Source organism: Brevundimonas sp. FV1ye28, assembly GCF_058681135.1.
This window is the reverse complement of record NZ_CM178731.1, coordinates 1,627,531-1,644,093: the sequence shown is the minus strand read 5'-3', so window position 1 is coordinate 1,644,093 and position 16,563 is coordinate 1,627,531. Positions and strand designations below refer to the sequence as shown.

The following is a 16,563-nucleotide window of genomic DNA, read 5'->3' as shown; positions in this document are numbered from 1 at the left end:
CAAACGCCCGCGTCGTGAGCGGGAGAGGCGCGGTCCCGACGACGGGGCCGCGCCTCTTTTCTCTGGTGTCGAAGTCTCCATGAGGCTTGGCCGGATGGCGTCGATCATATTTTTATGTTTGACGCCCGGATCCGTCTCGCGTCAGTGCTGACGGTGCCCGACGCCTTCTCTTCGTGCCCAGGTTCGCGCTGGCCCTATAGTGCTCGGTGACCGTTCGCGGAGAGAGCGAGCCCGGCGGCTTTTGTCCGGAATGTCCGTTTTGTCATGGTGTTTCGGCGGACAAAGCGATCACGCCGCCGCCCTGTGTGTTCCCTTGACCCGAAACACTCCCCGCAAGCCCGGCGTCGGCTCGAACGCCCCGGCCAGACCCACCACCGTCTCGGCGCTGCCCAGGATCAAACTGGCCTCGGGGTTCAGGCAGGCGGCGATACCCTCCAGGGTCTTCGCCTTGGTCGCCGGGTCGAAATAGATCAGCACATTGCGACAGAAGATCAGGTCGAACCGGCCCAGGGTCGCCATCCCGTCCAGCAGGTTGTGATGGCGGAACTGGACCATCGCCCGGACTTCTGGCGCGATGCGGTACATCTCGCCCTCGCGCGTCAGGAAGCGGGCCTGGCGCTGCTCGCTCAGGCCGCGCCGGACCTCGAAGTCGCTGTAGAGAGCGGTCCTGGCCCGCTCCAGGATCGGCTGCGAAAAGTCGGTGGCCAGGATCTCGATCTTCCAGTCCCCGAACCTGGCCCGCTCCTCCTGCAGCATCATCGCCAGGGAGTAGGGCTCCTGCCCGCTGGAACAGGCGGCGCTCCAGATGCGCAGGGTCTTCGAGGCCCCGCGCGCAGCGTGAAGCTGGGGCAACAGGGTCTCGCGCAACTGGTCGAACGGGGTGGTGTCGCGAAAGAAGAAGCTCTCGTGCGTCGCCATGCCGTCGATGCAGCGCTGGGCCAGCCTGGCGGACGGCGCCACCCGCACCTGACGCAGCATCGCGGCCACATCGGCCTGCCCCTCGGCCCGCGCGATCGGCTCCAGCCGGCTCTTCAGCAGATAGTCCTTGTCCGCGCTCAGGATCAGACCGGATCGCTCTAGCACCAGGCGGCGGAAGGCCTCGATGTCGTCGGGCGCGCCCAGGGTCGTCGTCATTTGCAGGCCTCCACGATCCACGGCGCGATCTTCGAGGCGGGCAGTATCGCCTCCGCCAGCCCGGTCTTGGCCGCCGCCCCGGGCATGCCCCAGACCGCGCTCGTAGCCTCGTCCTGGACCACGAACCGGCCCCCGGCCTTGGCCGTCATCGCACATCCCTCGGCTCCGTCATGCCCCATCCCGGTCAGGACGACGGCCAGCAGCCGGGCGCCATAGACCTCGACCGCAGACCTCAGCATCGGGTCCACGGCGGGCCGGCAGAAATGCTCAGGTGCCTCCTGGTTCAGCCGGATCACCGGCGTCGCGCCGGACCGCCCCACCGTCATGTGCCACCCGCCGGGCGCCACATAGGCCCGACCCGCCAGGACCGGCTCCCCGTCCTTCCCCTCCGCGCAGGGCCGGCCCGAGGCCCGCTCGATCTGTTCGGCCAGCAGGGCGGTGAAGGTCGCGGGCATGTGCTGTGTGATCAGGATGGGCTGGGCCACCCCCTTCAACCCTGCCATCAGCTCCAGAAGCACCGGCGGCGCTCCCGTCGATCCGCCGATGGCGATGACGCTCGGCCGGACGACGCGGGTCGGGCGAGGCGCCACGGCCGGAGCCAGGGCGGCCGGGCTCGATCTCCGCCGCCCCAGCGCCAGCACCTTGCCGACCAGCTCCCGTTCGAAATCCTCCGCCCTGACCAGGGTCCCCGTCTCGGGCTTGGGCACATAGTCGGCCGCGCCCTGTTGCAGGGCCTCCAGGCTGATCCGCGCGTTCCTCTGGCTCAGCGTCGAGGCCACGACCACCTTCACGCCCGGCCGCTTGGCCAGCAGCAGGGGCAGGGCGGTCATTCCGTCCATCACCGGCATCTCGAGGTCCAGCACGATCACATCGACCTCGACCCGGCCCAGTTCAGCCACCGCCGCCTCGCCGTTGGCCGCCCGCGCCGCGATCACCACCTCGGGCGACTTCTCCAGCATCTGGATGATCAGGCCGCGCACGATGGCCGAATCGTCGACCACCATCACGCGCACGGGGCGCGGGCGGGACGATGCGGGGTCGGGTTGGGTCGCGATGTCGAGCATACGCAACACAACCACAGGTTCGTAAAGAAACCCGTATCGGCTGTGCGTCCCAGCAATTTGAGGATCAGACCCGCGTCGGCGCCGTGATGCCGTCGGCGTCCCGCATCACCACCCAGGTCGACAGGGTGCGGGCGGTATAGGGCTTGGCCAGGATGGTCGACACCGCCTGTAGCTTGGCCTCGGCCCGCTCGGGCGTCAGGGTCAACAGGATATAGCCCTTGGCTGTCTGGTCGCAGAAAACGACCTCGTCGTTGTTGGCCGAAAGCAGCGGCCCCAGCGGCAGAGGTGCGACGGCGTCGCCGGGGGAGGGGCTGGAGATGGCGCTGGTGCCGAACTCCGCGGCGCGACGCTCGCCGGCGGCGTCCTTCAGGTCGTTGACCCAATAGGCGTGGCTGTCGCCCGCCAGGACGATGGGCTGGACGCCCGCCTCCTTGAAGGCCGCATACAGACGCTCGCGTCCGGCCGGATAGCCGTCCCAGCTGTCGAGGCCGAACGGCACGCCGAGCTTGTACAACTGGATCATCTGGCGAAGGCCCGATCGGACGTCCTCGGGTAGGCCGGCGATCATCCCCTCGATCTGGGCTTCAGAGGCGATCTTGGTGACGTCGGGGCCGATCACGCGCGCCATGACGACCTGGTTGCCCAGCACCTGCCACGGCTTGTTGTCGGCCTTGGACGCCGCCAACACGTCCTTCAGCCAGTTCCTCTGCGCGTCGCCCAGCAGGTCGCGGTCGGCGGCGTTGAGCGTCGCGTTGAACGCGGCCAGGTCCGGAACCCCGTCGACCATCGGCATGTCGGTGGCGTAGTCGAGCTGCTTGTCGCGGGCCAGCAGTCGCGTCTCGACCATGGCCAGAGTCGCCAGGTCGCCGAACTCGAAGCTGCGGTTGACGTGATCGAGCGACAGGCCCGCCTTCGGCTCGCGGATCGGCATCCACTCGTAATAGGCGCGCAGGGCAATGGCCTTGCGGGCGGCATAGTCGCCTTCGGTGGCCTCGGTGTGGTTCTCGGCGCCCATGGACCAGGCGTCGTTGGCCACCTCGTGGTCGTCCCAGACGCAGATGAAGGCGGCGCGGGCGTGGGCCGCCTGAAGGTCCGGATCCGACTTGTACTGGGCGTGACGCAGCCGGTAATCCTCGAGCGTCAGGATCTCGTGCGGCGGCTGGGGAATACGGCTCAGCGCCGCTCCGGTCGACAGGCCGTAGTCGTCGGGCTCTGCGCCATATTCGTAGATGTAGTCGCCCAGATGCACGACGGCGTCGAGGCGCGGCTCTTTCGACAGGGCGTCATAGGCGTTGAACAGACCGCCCGGGTACAGCTGGCAGGACACGACGCCCAGGGCGACCTCGGCGACGGCGCCTGCCGGTAGGGTCCGCACCCGACCGACGGGCGAGACGACATCCCCGGCGACGAAGCGGTAGAAATACTCGGCGCCGGGCTCCAGCCCCTGGCCGTCCAGGTCGTGCTTGACGGTGAAGTCGCGGCTGGCGCGGGCGCGCAGGCCCGAAGACGTTCGGACCACATCGGCGAAGTCCGCGTCTCGGGCCACTTCGAGCGTCACCTCGATATCGCCGCCCGAGGCGTCGGCGGGCGTGACGCGGGTCCAGAACACCGCCGAATATCGGTCGGGATCGCCCGAGGCGACGCCGTGCTGGAAGCTGACGACCCCACCTTGCGCCGCAGCGGCGAACGCAGGCGTGGCGACGGAGCCGGCCCCGATCAGGCCCAGAAGACTGCGGCGGTCGATGGTCATGGCGAACTCCGGCGACAAAACAGAAAACGGCGCCCCGGCGAACCGGGGCGCCGTCGGACAAGGCGTAGTCTAGTAGCGGACGGTGACCACGGCGCCGTAGGTGCGCGGCTCGCCGGCGATGAAGGTCGGCAGGCCCAGGCTGTCACCCGTGTTGCCGGCGTCCTTGATGAAGGCTTCGTCCGTCAAGTTGTCGCCGAACGCCTCGACCGACCAGTTGGCGTCGGTCGGAACATAGCGGACGCGCAGGTTCAGCAGGCCATAGCTGTCCTGGAACTCGTCGACGATCCGGTCAGGCACGAAGCCCGTCGTCTGCAGGTCCGAGCGGTCGTTGTTGTCGTCGAAGAAGACTTCCGACTGCCAGCTATAGGTCGGCTGGATTTCGAAGGCGCCCCCCGTGACGGGCAGGGTCACCAGCGCGCCGAACGAGACGCGGTGATCCGGCGAAAGGCGGAAGCGGTTGCCGTCGCGGGCGCCGGTCGTGAACCGCGCGTGGTTGTAGCCGTAGGTCGCGAAGACATCGAGCCAGTCGGCCGCCATGTAGTTCACCTGACCCTCGAAGCCGTAGGCCTCGGCCTCGCCCGCGTTGGTGGTGATGAACTGGGTCCCGACCTGTTCGGTCGTCTGGAAGTTCTCGTACTGATAGGCGTAGACGGCGCCGTCGACCCGCAGGCGACGATCCATCAGCGCCGACTTGAAGCCGACTTCATAGCTGTCGACGGTCTCGGCCGGGACCTCGGTGAAGATCGGGGCACCGAACGGGGTCGAGGGCACGGTCACGGCCAGGACCGCCGGACGACGGCCGCGGGCGTAGGTCGCGTAGAGGCTGGCGTCGTCCGACACCGCATAACGGCCGGTCAGACGATAGGTCAGGCCGTCGTCGTCCAGGTCGCGGGCCGTCGTGCCGCCGTTGCCGGCCGTCGGCTGGAAGGTCAGGCCGAACAGGGGGAAGGCGGCGGACACGGGTGCGTTGACTGCGCCCGGCGTGGCCAGTTGCGTCACCAGACCGGTGGCGAAGGCGCCCAGCGCGCCGGCCTGGGCCAGGGCGGCCGGGGTGCCGACGGCGATCAGCTGGTTGATCTGGCCCTGAAGCTGCTGGACCGCCAGCAGGCCGCCGGCGATCGAGCGACCGTTCAGCACCGAGGAGCCGAACTCGGTCGTCTTCGAATCCGAGGTGTAGCGAACACCGGCGGCGAACTCGAGCCGATCGGTCGGCTTCCAGGTCAGGTCGCCGAAGACGTCGAAGGATTCCAGCTCGGTGTTTGTCGCCGCCGTTTCCTGGTGGCTGGCCTTCAGGTTGTTGGCGATGCCGGCGCGGGCGGCGGCGGGAATGCCGAGGCCGCCCAGCAGCGGCTGCAGGAAGGCCTGCGACGCATAGACCGAGCGGGGCAGGGTGGTCGGCAGGACGGCCAGCGGCGTGCCGTCAAGGATTCCGGCCAGCTGCGCCAGGGCCAGACGTTCATCGATCTCGATCGGCGAGGACGACTGGTTCTCTTCGCGGAAGTAGCTGGCGCCGACGAAGCCGGAGAAGGCGCCGCCGTTGTCCCAGTTCACGCGCAGTTCCTGGCTCCACTGCTCGCCGTCCGACTGGCCGATGCCGGTCAGGATCGGCAGGGAGATGCCGTCAGGATCGAAGCTCTCGGACGTCTCGAAGGTGCGGTAGGCCGTGACCGAATTCAGCGTCAGGCCGTCGGACAGGTCATAGCGGACCAGACCCGTCAGGCCCCAGACCTCGCGGTCGATGCCCAGCTCCGAGCCGCCGGCCAGGCCCGAACCCGGCGTCAGGGCGGCGGGCGATTCCGGGGTGCGGTCGGTGCTGAGCACCGCGCCCGTGTTGGGGTCCTGCGGGTTGTAATAGATCGAGCGGAAGCTGACGCCCGAGGGATTGTCCTGCTGGTAGTTGGCGATCACGTCGGCCCGAAGCGCATCGGTCGGCTCGAAGGCCGCCGAGGCGCGGAAGGCCTGGGTATCCACGCCGTTGTAGTCGCGGCCGCCCAGCAGGTTCTCGACGTAGCCGTCGCGGCTCTTCAAGCGGGTGGCGAAGCGGAAGGCGGCCGTCTCGCCGACCGGCGCGTTCAGCATCAGCTCGACCATGCGGTAGTCGTAGTTGCCGATGGCGGCGCGGCCTTCGGCGTCGAAGCCGTCGATATCGGCCTTGTTCTGGATCACGTTGATCGCGCCGATCAGGGCGCCGCGGCCGTAGAGGGTCGACTGCGGACCCTTGGAGACCTCGACCCGCTCGACGTCGAACAGCTCGACGAAGGCACCGGGCGCCCGCGAGATCGACACCCCGTCCTGATAGATCGACACGCGCGGTTCGTCCGATGCGCCGGTCGAGTCCGAGGTCAGGCCCCGGATCACGAAGCCGGGGTTGTTCGGCGACTGGTTCTGCACCAGCAGGCCGGGCACAAAGGCCGACAGTTCCTCGAAGTCCTGGACGCCGAGGCTATCCAGAAACTCGCCGCTGTAGGCGGTCAGGGCGAAGGGCACCTCGATCGGATCCTGCGCGCGCAGCTGGGCGGTGACGATCACCTCTTCCAGTTGGGACGATTGATCGCCCGCGACCTGGGCGTTCGCAGAGGTGGCGAGCGCGCACGCGGCGGCGCAGCCCATCAGAATTGTCTTGGTCGAAGTGCGATTGAACATGAAACAGCCCCTGTTGCTGTCATGCCCCCTAATCCCGCTTGGCATCGCCTGTACGACGGGCTGGTGATGCACGGATGACGGTTGCGCCGTAGACGGATGGACCGTCGCGATCCGTTCGTTTGCGGCGGCTCACAGCCCCAGTTCGGCGCGCACCCTTTTCGTCAGCTTTTGCGATACGATACGGTGGGCGATGGCGAAATGATCGGCCAGTTCGGCTTCGTCCCAGGCCTGCGGATCCGGCAGATTCACCCACTTCGCTCTCGCCAGATAGGGTGCCGGGCGTGCCTTTCCGGTCTCGGTCAGGATCTCGTAGGCGATGTCGGAGACCTTGAACGACACCCCGCCCGCTTCGCCGACCATCACGAACATCTTGCCGCCGATGCGGTAGGCGTCGTGATGGTCGCCGAAGGGATGGTCCAGGGTCGCTCCGGGCAGGGCCAGACAGACTTGTCCGATCCCCATCCGATCCATCAGGCGTCGACGCCGACGCCGATGGGGCAGACCACGCCCGTCCCGCCGATGCCGCAGTAGCCGGCCGGGTTCTTGGCCAGATAGCCCTGATGATAGCCCTCGGCGAAGTAGAAGGGCCCGGCCTCGGTGATCTCGGTCGTGATCTCACCCTTTCCGGCCTTGGACAGGGCGCCCTGATAGGCGTCGCGCGAGGCCTCGGCTTCCACGCGTTGCGCGTCGTTCAGATAGTAGATGGCCGAACGATAGGTCGAGCCGACATCATTGCCCTGACGCATCCCTTGCGTCGGGTCGTGGCCTTCCCAGAAGGTCTTGAGCAGTTCGGCGTAGGAGATCTCGGCCGGATTGAACACGACCTGCACCACCTCGGTTTGACCGGTCAGGCCGGTGCAGGTTTCCTCATAGGTCGGGTTCGGCGTGATCCCGCCCGAGTAGCCCACGGCCGTCACCCAGACGCCGGGCAGCGACCAGAACTTGCGCTCCACGCCCCAGAAACAGCCCATCCCGAAGATGGCGGTCTGGAAGCCTTCAGGATGCGGTCCCTTCAACGGGCGACCGTTGACGAAATGGACCTCGTCAGTCGGCAGGGGCGTGGACCGGCCGGGCAGGGCGGTGTCGGCGGTGGGCAGTGTGGTCTTCGGGCTCAGCATGGTTGCGATCCGTGAAAGAATGGACATGGCGACCATATGGGAAGCACGGATGGTTTTGACCAGTCGGACGCTTGCCCGAAGCGCGCGGCTGTTCTATCAGCCTCGCCTCCCCGGGCGACCTCCCGGGCGCTGGGCCTCGTGGTTCAACGGACAGGTGGCGGAGTGGTCGATCGCGCACGCTTGGAAAGCGTGTGTAGGTGAAAGCCTACCGAGGGTTCGAATCCCTCTCTGTCCGCCACGGCTTCCATTTTTCGAGATGATATGGACCGGTCCTTCAGCATGGCCTGGATCATCGCCGGTGCGGGCCTCGCTGATAGATCGACGCCAGTCCCCGCCCCATGGCGTCCTGGTCCCACGCGGACAGGTCGCGTGCGCGCGCGGCCGCCGACATTCTCCCCGCAAGGGCGGGGTCCGTCAGGAGTTCGACGATCGGCTCGACCATGTCGTCCAGGCGATCGATGTCCACCAAGTTTCCGCCGACACCGTCCTCGACGACGGCTTCGATGCCGGGAAGACGGGTGGAGACGACCGGTCGGCCGCCGAGAACATACTGGATGACGGCGCGCGCCAGGCCCTCCCGCTCCGAAGCGAGGACACACACAGACGCGCTGGCGATCCAGCGTTCGACCTCGTCGGTGAAGCCGACGAAGTGAACCGCCTCGGTCAGCCCCAGGGCTTCGACGCGGGCGCGCAACCGGGCCTCGTCACACCCTTCGCCCAACAGCGCCAGTTGCACGGTCGGAACCCGGGTCCGGACCGCCGCCAGCACATCAAGAAACTCGCACTGCCGTTTTCGCGGCTCCAGGGCTGCGGCGAAGGCGATCAGGGGAGCGGACGCCGTCAGCCCCGGAAGCCGCCTCTCGAGTTCGACCTGAGAGAAGGGCCTCGCCTCGCGGAATCGGCGGACGTCCATCCCGCTGGGCACGACGAAGTGTCGTTCCGGCGTACCGACGCCGTGGCGAACGCCCAGGTCGCTCAGCGCCTCGCTGACATTCACGAAGGCATGGGTCAGCGGAGCCAGAGCCCGTTCGACGCCGAGATAGACGGCGTGCTTGAGCCTGGGCACGTTGTGGTAGGGCAGGATGTGAACGCCGTGGACCACCATCGGCGCCCGCGCGATCCAGGCCGCCATCCGCCCGAGGGCGCCCGCCTTGGATGTATGGGTGTGGACGATATCCGGCGCGAGTCTCCTCAGGATTGCAACTAAAGAGAGAAACGCCGTGAGGTCGTCCCATGGCCGGATGCTGCGCCCCATCGAGGGCGTGCAGTGGACGATCACTCTCCTGTCCAGCATCATCAGCATGTTTTTGTTGAACTCTCCGCCGTGGATCAGGTGAACGTCATCCTCTGTCCCGGCCTGAGTATTGCACGTTAAAAGGGTGTTCTCGTCCGCTCCGCCACGGATGAAGCGAGTAATCACATGAACAATCTTCATGCCGACCTCCAACGGACATTCCCGCTAGAGTTATCATTCGCATTTGTGCTTAATGCAATCTTGAATGGAAGCCGAAGATGTCGATCAACGAGAGCGCGTTGCGCCAACCGGCCTGGCTCGGCCGGCTCGGCGTCGTCGCGCGCGGACTCCTGAGGCTTCCGAGCCGGCCAAGCCCTTCCCTGAGCCGGAACCCGCGATTTGTCCTCAAGATCACGTCCCGCCGCCGCCTAGTCCTCCGCGCGTCCGGCGGCTTACTCCGCCCGCGATGGACCCGACGAGCGGCCTGCTCGCCCTGGTCGTTGTCTCCCTGTTCACGCCGTTCCAGTTCGCGACGGGCGTAGCGACCCTTCGTCCCTTCGACGTCCTGGTCGCCGTCCTGTTTGCGACGTCCGTGGCGCAGCTGGGGCGGATGCGACTGGGCCGACCCGCGACCTCTCTCTGGATCCTGCTGCCCTACCTGGCCTGGCACGCGGTCTCGGCGCTCACGGTCTCGGCGCAGAACGGGTTGAGAGAGTCTGTCCAGGTCTCCGTCGTCCTGATGTTCGCGACCTCCCTGTTCATCCTCAAGGATGCGATCGATCTGAGGCGGGTCGGGCTCTATCTTCTCACCGGCCTGTTCGCCGTCATGGTCTTCAACGCGGGCTACCACATCGCCATCGGTCACGGCGGCGGATGGAAGACGCTCGGCGACGCAAAGCTCAGCATGACCTTCCTGCCCGTGGTCCTGGGCCTTTTCCTGATCGTCCGGCCGGGCTGGCGGTTCGGCGTCATCCTTTGGCTGGCGACGGGCGCGGTCGTCCTGCTGTCGGGAGAGCGCAAGGCCTTGCTGGTGTTCGGCCTGCTCAGCGCGCTCGTTTACGGACGGGGCCGGATCGTCGCCATGGCCGTGATGCTGGCGATCGGCGCCCAGGCTTTGCAGCTGTTCGCCCTGTCCACGTCCAACGACTATCTGACCCGCCAGATCGACACCCTGTTCAACCCGCCGACGACGGCCTTGAGCCTCGATGCCCTGGCCCGGGGCGCCCCGGTCGACAGCCTCAGCAATGCCCAGCGAATGTTCTCGCTACAGGTCTCGGAGGCCCTGTTCCGAGAACATCCGCTCTTCGGCATCGGAACCAACGTCTACGTCCACTATATCCAGCAGATATATCCCTATGCGCCCGCGCATCTTCGCCTGGGCATTCACGGCGAGTTCCAACGGGTGACGGTGGAGAACGGCCTCCTCGGTCTTGGCCTCTATCTCGCGGTCTTCCTTGTCGGTTTCGGCCGGACCCTGTCCGTGATCCGCGCGCTGCATCCGAACGCCAGACGCACCTACAGTCTCGCGGCACTGGTCCTGGCTCTGCCCTGCCTCGTGTCCCTGTCGCTCGAGGCCGCGGCGACCCGGTCGTTCGTGGTTCTGGTCGTCCTGTCGTTCGCGCCGGACCTGATGCGCAGGGCGGCCCAGGCCCAGGGTCTGCTGGTCCGGCCGACGGGGCCCACACGGCCTCGAACGGGGCGAGCGCGAGCTCCGGTCCTTGAGCCTCGCGTTCGTGACTTGAGGCGCGAGGCAAGGGCGGTCTAGGCTGATCGGGATGGTTCTCCCCGCCCGCCGCGTCTTCCTTTCGATCATCGCCGGGGCCGTCCTCCTCACGGGGACGGCGCTCATGCCCGCGCCGACCGCCGCCCAGACGGCCGAGACATCGGTCGAGACGCCTTCGCGCGATCGCGCCCGGATGAACGCTCGGGTGTTCGATACCGTCTGGAACACCGTCCGCCGCCAGTATTACGACCCCGGCCTGCATGGTCAGGACTGGAACGCCGCGCGAGAATCCTGGCGGCCCCAAGCCGTGGCCGCCCCCGACGACCACAGCCTGTATCGCGCGATCAGCGGCATGCTTGACCTCCTGGACGACGAGCATGCCGGCGCCATCTCCCCGGCCGTCGCCCGGCGCCAGGACCAGCTGCGCACGCGCCGCGCGGTCATGGGGGTCTCGCTCGCCCGCCAGGACGGCGACGTCTGGCGCATCGATTCCGTCCGAACCGGCTCGCCCGCCGAACACGCCGGCCTTCAGCCCGGCTGGGTGCTCCAGGCCGTCGACGGCCGCGCCTGGGGTGTGGATTTCGACGTGGAGGAGGGGCGTGCGATCCAGCTCGACCTCACCGACGACGCCGGAGCGCTGCAGCGTGTCTCGGTCACGCCCCGCATCATGGACCCGCTTCCGGCCTTCAGTGCCGACAGGTCGCGCCCCGGCGTCGTCGTGCTCCGTGTCGAGGGTTTCGAGTCCGGCCTCGGTCGCTGGCTGGGCCAGCGCCTGTCGGAGGTGTCGCCCGAGACCGACGTGGTCATCGATCTTCGCGGCAATCCTGGAGGCCTGCTGCTGGAGGCGGACGCGGCCCTGTCATGCTTCCTTCCCTTGCGTCAGGCGTGGGCCACGCGGGTGTCGCGGGACGGCAGGCCGATCACCCTGTCGGTCATGCCCGGCTGTGGAACCCTGCCTGGACCGGTCACCAACGACGTCGCCCTCCTGGTCGACGGATCGAGCCGCAGCGCCGCCGAACTGACCCCCGCCGCTCTTCAGGAATCCGGCCGCGCACTCGTCGTCGGCGAACACACTGCCGGCGCCGTCCTGATCTCGCAGGACAGCCCGCTTCCCGACGGCGGCCGCCTGACTCTCAGCCGCGCGGACTACATCACCGCCGGCGGCGTGCGGCTGGAAAAGCGGGGCGTGGAACCGGACATCGTCGTCGTCCGCACGCCCGAGGAACGCCGCGCCGGTCTCGATCCAGCGCTGGATGCAGCGATCGCCTTGCTGGCCCTGGAGCCCGAGGAACAGCGTGCGGCGGCGAGACGGCCGAGCCTCTAGAATCCTTCTCCCCTTGTGGGAGAAGGTGGCAGCCGAAGGCTGACGGATGAGGGGTCACGCGGGCGTTTGAGGTGGGGGAGGCGGGATTCAACAGTCAGCGTCAGCACGACCCCTCATCCGACCTCGCTCCGCTCAGCCACCTTCTCCCGCAGGGGGAGAAGGGAAGTTAAGCCCTTACCGGCTTCACCCGACCGGCCGCCTCGCGCGCCCGCTCCCGCGCCTGATCCGTCGTCTCGCCGCGCGCCAAGGCCACCCCCATGCGACGCCGCTCGAAGGCTTCCGGCTTGCCGAACAGCCGCAGGTCGGCGGTCGGCACCGACAGCGCCTCGGCCACGCCCTCGAAGGCGATCCCCTCGGCTTCCATCCCGCCATAGATGACGGCGCTCGCGCCGATCTCTCGCTGCGACACATCCACCGGCAGGCCCAGGATCGCCCGCGCATGCAGGGCGAACTCGCTCAACGTCTGCGTCGCCAGGGTCACCAGGCCGGTATCATGCGGACGCGGCGACACTTCCGAGAACCAGACCTCGTCGCCCTTGACGAACAGCTCGACCCCGAAGACGCCGAGCCCGCCCAGCGCCTCCGTCACCTTGCCCGCGATCTCCTGCGACCTTGCCAGCGCCGTCGCGCTCATCGCCTGCGGCTGCCAGCTTTCCACGTAGTCGCCCTTGACCTGACGATGGCCGATGGGGGCGCAGAAGTCGGTGACCGTCGCTCCGTCCCGCAAGGACCGCACGGTCAGAAGTGTGATCTCGAAATCGAAGTCTATCCGGCCTTCGACGATGACCCGCGCCGTCTCGACCCGCCCCGAGGACTGCGCATAGGCCCAGGCGTCATAGGCCTCCTCATAGCCGTCGATGAAGGACTGGCCCTTGCCCGACGACGACATGACCGGCTTCACGAAAACCGGCAGGCCGATCGCGTTCGCCGCCGCCGCCAGCTCGTCCGCCGATCCCGCGAAGGCATAGGGGCTGGTCGGCAGGCCCAACTCCTCGGCCGCCAGCCGCCGGATGCCCTCGCGGTTCATGGTCAGCTGCGTCGCGCGCGCGGTCGGGATGACCCGCGCCAGTCCCGCCGTCTCGATGTCCGCCAGAACCTCGGTAGCGATAGCCTCGATCTCCGGCACGATGATGTGCGGGGCCTCGGCCAGGATGACGCCGTTCAAAACCTGGGCATCGGTCATCGGGATGACGTGCGAGCGGTGCGCCACCTGCATGGCCGGAGCGTTGGCGTAGCGATCGACGACGATCACCTCGCACCCCAGCCGTTGCAGTTCGATCGCGACCTCCTTGCCGAGTTCGCCGCCGCCCAGCAGCATGACCCGGACGGCCGTGTCCGAAAGAGGGGTGCCGAGCTTCATCGTGTCGTCCTTGTTCTGCCGGTTCGGCCTATTCCTTGGGCGCCCAGTTGCCCGCGGCGTGGGCGGCCGTGACGGCCTGGATGATCGCGGCCGAGACCCCGTTGGTGCGCATCTCCTCAGGCGTCATGGTGACGCTGTCGGCGCAGGCCTGAATGACATGGGCGAACTCCGGGCTGACCGACAGGCCGCCGTTCTCGGCATCGAGCCAGACCTTGAAGCTGGTGTCGCCCATCGACTCGGTCGTCCAGACGTCGCCGCAGTCGCCGAGCCGCTCGACGTCGGTGGAGGCCAGCATCTTGCGGCTGTACCAGGCCGTCAACTCGCTCGACGACACGGGCGCCACATAGTTGGCGGGCATGTCGGTCATGTCTCCGCGCACCAGTTTCAGGCCCGGCGCTGCCGCGACCCAGTCCACGCGCTGGCCGGTCGCTAGCTCGTAGGTGAGGGCGGTCTGGCCGTTGCTGGGATGGGCGTTGCCCTCGCAGTAATAGCCCTCGGCAATCCAGAAGGTGACATAGCCGGGGCCGGTCATGGGCTGGCTGACGCCGCGCTCGATCCCGCCGCCGCCTTCGCAGCCGTTGGCCAGGACCGCGCCGTCGATGCGCGCCAGATCCGCGTTGATCGCCGTGATCGCCGCGCTGTCGCCGACTAGCCGGGGCGAGGCTTCGACGCCTTCAGCCAGATCCGGCTGGGCCGTGAAGGTCGCGGCGCCCGATGCGCTGTTGGCGGAGGCCGTCGGGGCGTCCGTCTTCGTCTCCGCGCCCGGATTGCACGCCGCCAGCATCAGGGCCGCGATGGCCACGCCCGTGATCGTCTTCATTGGGTTCGCCCCTCCGCGATTGCCGGCTCGATCAGATCCCAGGCGTTGCCGTAAAGATCCTCGAACACCACCACCCTGCCATAGGATTCGGACCTTGGGGTCTCTCGGAACCTGACCCCGGCTTCCAGCCAGGCGGCATGGTCGCGCAACAGGTCGTCGGTCTCGAGGAACAGCCACACCCGGCCGCCCGCCTGATCGCCGACCTGGGCCAGTTGCGCCTCCGTCGTCGCGCGGGCCAGGAGCAGAGAGGTCTCGCCCCCCTTCGGCGTGACCCTGACCCACCGCTTGCCGCCGCCCATGTCGGTATCCTCGCTGAGCGCGAACCCCAGCTTGCCGACATAGAAGGCGACGGCCTCGTCATAGTCGCGGACCAGCAGGCTGACCGCGCCGATGCGACTCATCAGAGGCGAGCCTTCACCGCCGCCACGATGGCGTCCGCCGTGATGCCGAACTCACGATACAGCACGTCGGCCGGGGCCGAGGCGCCGAAGCCGGTCATGCCGATGAAGGCGCCGTCCTCGCCGATGAACCGCTCCCAGCCCTGTTTGATCGCGGCCTCGCAGGCGACCCGCACCGTGCCCCGGCCGATGACCGAGGCCTGATAGGCGGCGTCCTGCTGCTCGAACAGCTCGAAGCAGGGGACCGACACGACCCGCGTCGGCGTGCCTTCGGCCTCCAGCGCCTCCGCGGCCTTCAGCGCCAGCGGCATTTCCGTGCCCGTGGCGAACAGGGTCGCCTTGGCCTCGCCGTTCGCGGCCTTCAGCTCATAGGCGCCGCGTGCCGACAGGTTCTCATCCGACGCCGTCACCCGCACCGCCGCCGTCTTCTGACGCGACAGCGCCATGGCCGACGGCGTCGCCCTGTGCTGCAGGGCCAGCTGCCAGCATTCGAACGCCTCGACCGTATCGGCGGGGCGGAACACCAGCAGGTTCGGGATCGCCCGCAGCGACGCCAGATGCTCGACCGGCTGGTGCGTCGGGCCGTCCTCGCCCAGACCGATCGAATCGTGAGTCAGGACGTGGATCACGCAGATGCCCATCAGGGCCGCCATGCGGATGGCGTTCCGGCTATAGTCCGAGAACACCATGAAGGTGCCGCCGTAGGGGATGATCCCGCCATGCAGCGCCATCCCGGTCATGGCCGCGGCCATGCCGAACTCGCGAATGCCCCAGTTGACGTAGCGACCCTCATAGGTCGGGGCGTCGAAGATCGGCGTGCCCTTGACGAAGGTGTTGTTCGATCCGGTCAGGTCGGCCGAGCCGCCCACCATCTCAGGCACGGCGGCGAACAGGGCGTCGAGCGCGGCGCCCGATGCCTGACGGGTCGCCTGCGCCGGCTTGTCCACGATCAGCTGCGCGATCCCGGCGTTGAGCGCGTCGAAGGCGCTCTCTGGCAGGTCGCCCTTCATCGCACGCGTGAAGTCCGCCGCCTGCGACGAGGCGGCCAGACGGGCTTCCCACGCCTTGCGCGCCTTGGCGCCCTGTTTGCCGACCTTCTTCCAGGCCTTGTCGATGTTCTCGGGGATCACGAACGGCTCGTGGTTCCAGGCCAGGCCCAGACGCGTCGCCGCGATCTCGGCCGCGCCCAGGGCCGCGCCGTGGGTCTTGTGGCTGCCTTCCATCGTCGCCGCGCCGCGACCGATCTTGGTCTTGCAGGCGATCAGCGTCGGCTTGTCCTGACGCGTCGCCCATTGCAGCGCCGACTTGATCGCCTTCATGTCGTGGCCGTCGACGGCCTTCACCGCCCAGCCCGAGGCCTTGAAGCGGGCCTTCTGGTCGACCGCGTCCGACAGGCTGACCTTGCCGTCGATGGTGATCTCGTTGTCGTCCCACAGCACAGTCAGCTTGTTCAGCCTGTAGCGACCGGCCAGGGCGATCGCCTCCTGCGACACACCCTCCATCAGGCAACCGTCCCCGGCGATCACCCACGTCCGGTGGTCGACCAGATCATCACCGTACTTGGCGGCCAGATGCCGCTCGGCCATGGCGAAGCCGATCGAGTTGGCCAGCCCCTGACCCAGAGGACCCGTCGTCGTCTCCACGCCCGGCATGTGGCCGTACTCGGGGTGACCCGCCGTCTTCGACCCCCACTGGCGGAAGTTCGACAGCTGTTCGCCGGTCGCGGCCTTGTACCCCGTCAGATGCAGCAGGGCGTAGATCAGCATCGAGCCATGACCCGCCGACAGGATGAAGCGGTCGCGGTCGGCCCAGTCCGGACGGCTCGCGTCGAACTTCAGGAACTTCGAAAACAGCACGGTCGCCACATCGGCCATGCCCATCGGCATGCCGGGGTGGCCGCTGTTGGCCTTCTCCACCCCGTCCATCGCCAGAACGCGGATGGCGTCGGCCATCATCTTCGGGGTCGCTTTTTCGGGTGCGTCTGAGCCTTGGGCC

General features: G+C 67.9%; 13 protein-coding genes and 1 tRNA gene. 3 read left to right on the top strand and 11 right to left on the bottom strand.

Annotated features, from left to right (window positions below):
• Positions 1-288: 288 nt before the first annotated feature.
• The 6 genes from ACW171_RS08165 to msrA form a co-directional block, all read right to left on the bottom strand.
• Entirely contained in the window at positions 289-1,134 is an 846-nt protein-coding gene (locus ACW171_RS08165) for a CheR family methyltransferase (protein ID WP_492092677.1), read from the bottom strand.
• Complete coding sequence (cheB, locus tag ACW171_RS08160; protein ID WP_492096607.1) at positions 1,131-2,198, bottom strand: chemotaxis-specific protein-glutamate methyltransferase CheB; 1,068 nt, start codon at positions 2,196-2,198, stop codon at positions 1,131-1,133. The genes ACW171_RS08165 and cheB overlap by 4 nt, the downstream gene beginning before the upstream one ends.
• Before the next feature lie 64 nt (positions 2,199-2,262).
• On the bottom strand, positions 2,263-3,948 hold the full coding sequence (locus tag ACW171_RS08155; protein WP_492092676.1) for an alkaline phosphatase D family protein: 1,686 nt from the start codon (positions 3,946-3,948) through the stop codon (positions 2,263-2,265).
• A gap of 69 nt (positions 3,949-4,017) precedes the next feature.
• Positions 4,018-6,591, bottom strand: a complete 2,574-nt coding sequence (locus tag ACW171_RS08150; protein ID WP_492092675.1) for a TonB-dependent receptor — start codon at positions 6,589-6,591, stop codon at positions 4,018-4,020.
• A 129-nt stretch (positions 6,592-6,720) separates the two neighbouring features.
• Positions 6,721-7,053, bottom strand: a complete 333-nt coding sequence (locus ACW171_RS08145; protein WP_492092674.1) for an MmcQ/YjbR family DNA-binding protein — start codon at positions 7,051-7,053, stop codon at positions 6,721-6,723.
• An 8-nt stretch (positions 7,054-7,061) separates the two neighbouring features.
• Positions 7,062-7,709: a peptide-methionine (S)-S-oxide reductase MsrA gene (msrA, locus tag ACW171_RS08140; protein ID WP_492092673.1), complete on the bottom strand. Its 648-nt coding sequence runs from the start codon at positions 7,707-7,709 to the stop codon at positions 7,062-7,064.
• Between the two features lie 148 nt (positions 7,710-7,857).
• Here msrA and ACW171_RS08135 point away from each other — a divergent pair.
• Positions 7,858-7,947 (top strand) — tRNA-Ser (locus ACW171_RS08135).
• Positions 7,948-7,998: 51 nt separating this feature from the next.
• Here the strand turns inward: ACW171_RS08135 and ACW171_RS08130 are convergent.
• Positions 7,999-9,144 (bottom strand): glycosyltransferase, encoded by a 1,146-nt coding sequence (locus ACW171_RS08130; protein ID WP_492092672.1) that lies wholly within the window; start codon positions 9,142-9,144, stop codon positions 7,999-8,001.
• Between the two features lie 265 nt (positions 9,145-9,409).
• Here ACW171_RS08130 and ACW171_RS08125 point away from each other — a divergent pair, with 265 nt between their 5' ends.
• Positions 9,410-10,708, top strand: a complete 1,299-nt coding sequence (locus ACW171_RS08125) for an O-antigen ligase family protein (protein WP_492092671.1) — start codon at positions 9,410-9,412, stop codon at positions 10,706-10,708.
• Between the two features lie 10 nt (positions 10,709-10,718).
• Positions 10,719-11,990: a S41 family peptidase gene (locus tag ACW171_RS08120; protein ID WP_492092670.1), complete on the top strand. Its 1,272-nt coding sequence runs from the start codon at positions 10,719-10,721 to the stop codon at positions 11,988-11,990.
• 166 nt (positions 11,991-12,156) lie between these two features.
• On the opposite strand, the gene purT is transcribed toward ACW171_RS08120, so the two are convergent.
• From purT to tkt, 4 genes are read right to left on the bottom strand one after another with little or no spacing between them, the layout of a single operon-like run.
• On the bottom strand, positions 12,157-13,350 hold the full coding sequence (gene purT, locus ACW171_RS08115) for a formate-dependent phosphoribosylglycinamide formyltransferase (RefSeq protein ID WP_492092669.1): 1,194 nt from the start codon (positions 13,348-13,350) through the stop codon (positions 12,157-12,159).
• A 28-nt stretch (positions 13,351-13,378) separates the two neighbouring features.
• A complete protein-coding gene (locus ACW171_RS08110; RefSeq protein ID WP_492096565.1) occupies positions 13,379-14,170 on the bottom strand; it encodes a hypothetical protein in 792 nt (263 codons plus the stop codon).
• Positions 14,167-14,571: a VOC family protein gene (locus tag ACW171_RS08105; protein ID WP_492096564.1), complete on the bottom strand. Its 405-nt coding sequence runs from the start codon at positions 14,569-14,571 to the stop codon at positions 14,167-14,169. The genes ACW171_RS08110 and ACW171_RS08105 overlap by 4 nt, the downstream gene beginning before the upstream one ends.
• Positions 14,571-16,520: a transketolase gene (gene tkt / locus ACW171_RS08100; RefSeq protein ID WP_492096563.1), complete on the bottom strand. Its 1,950-nt coding sequence runs from the start codon at positions 16,518-16,520 to the stop codon at positions 14,571-14,573. Before tkt ends, ACW171_RS08105 begins: the two co-directional genes overlap by 1 nt.
• Positions 16,521-16,563: the final 43 nt, after the last annotated feature.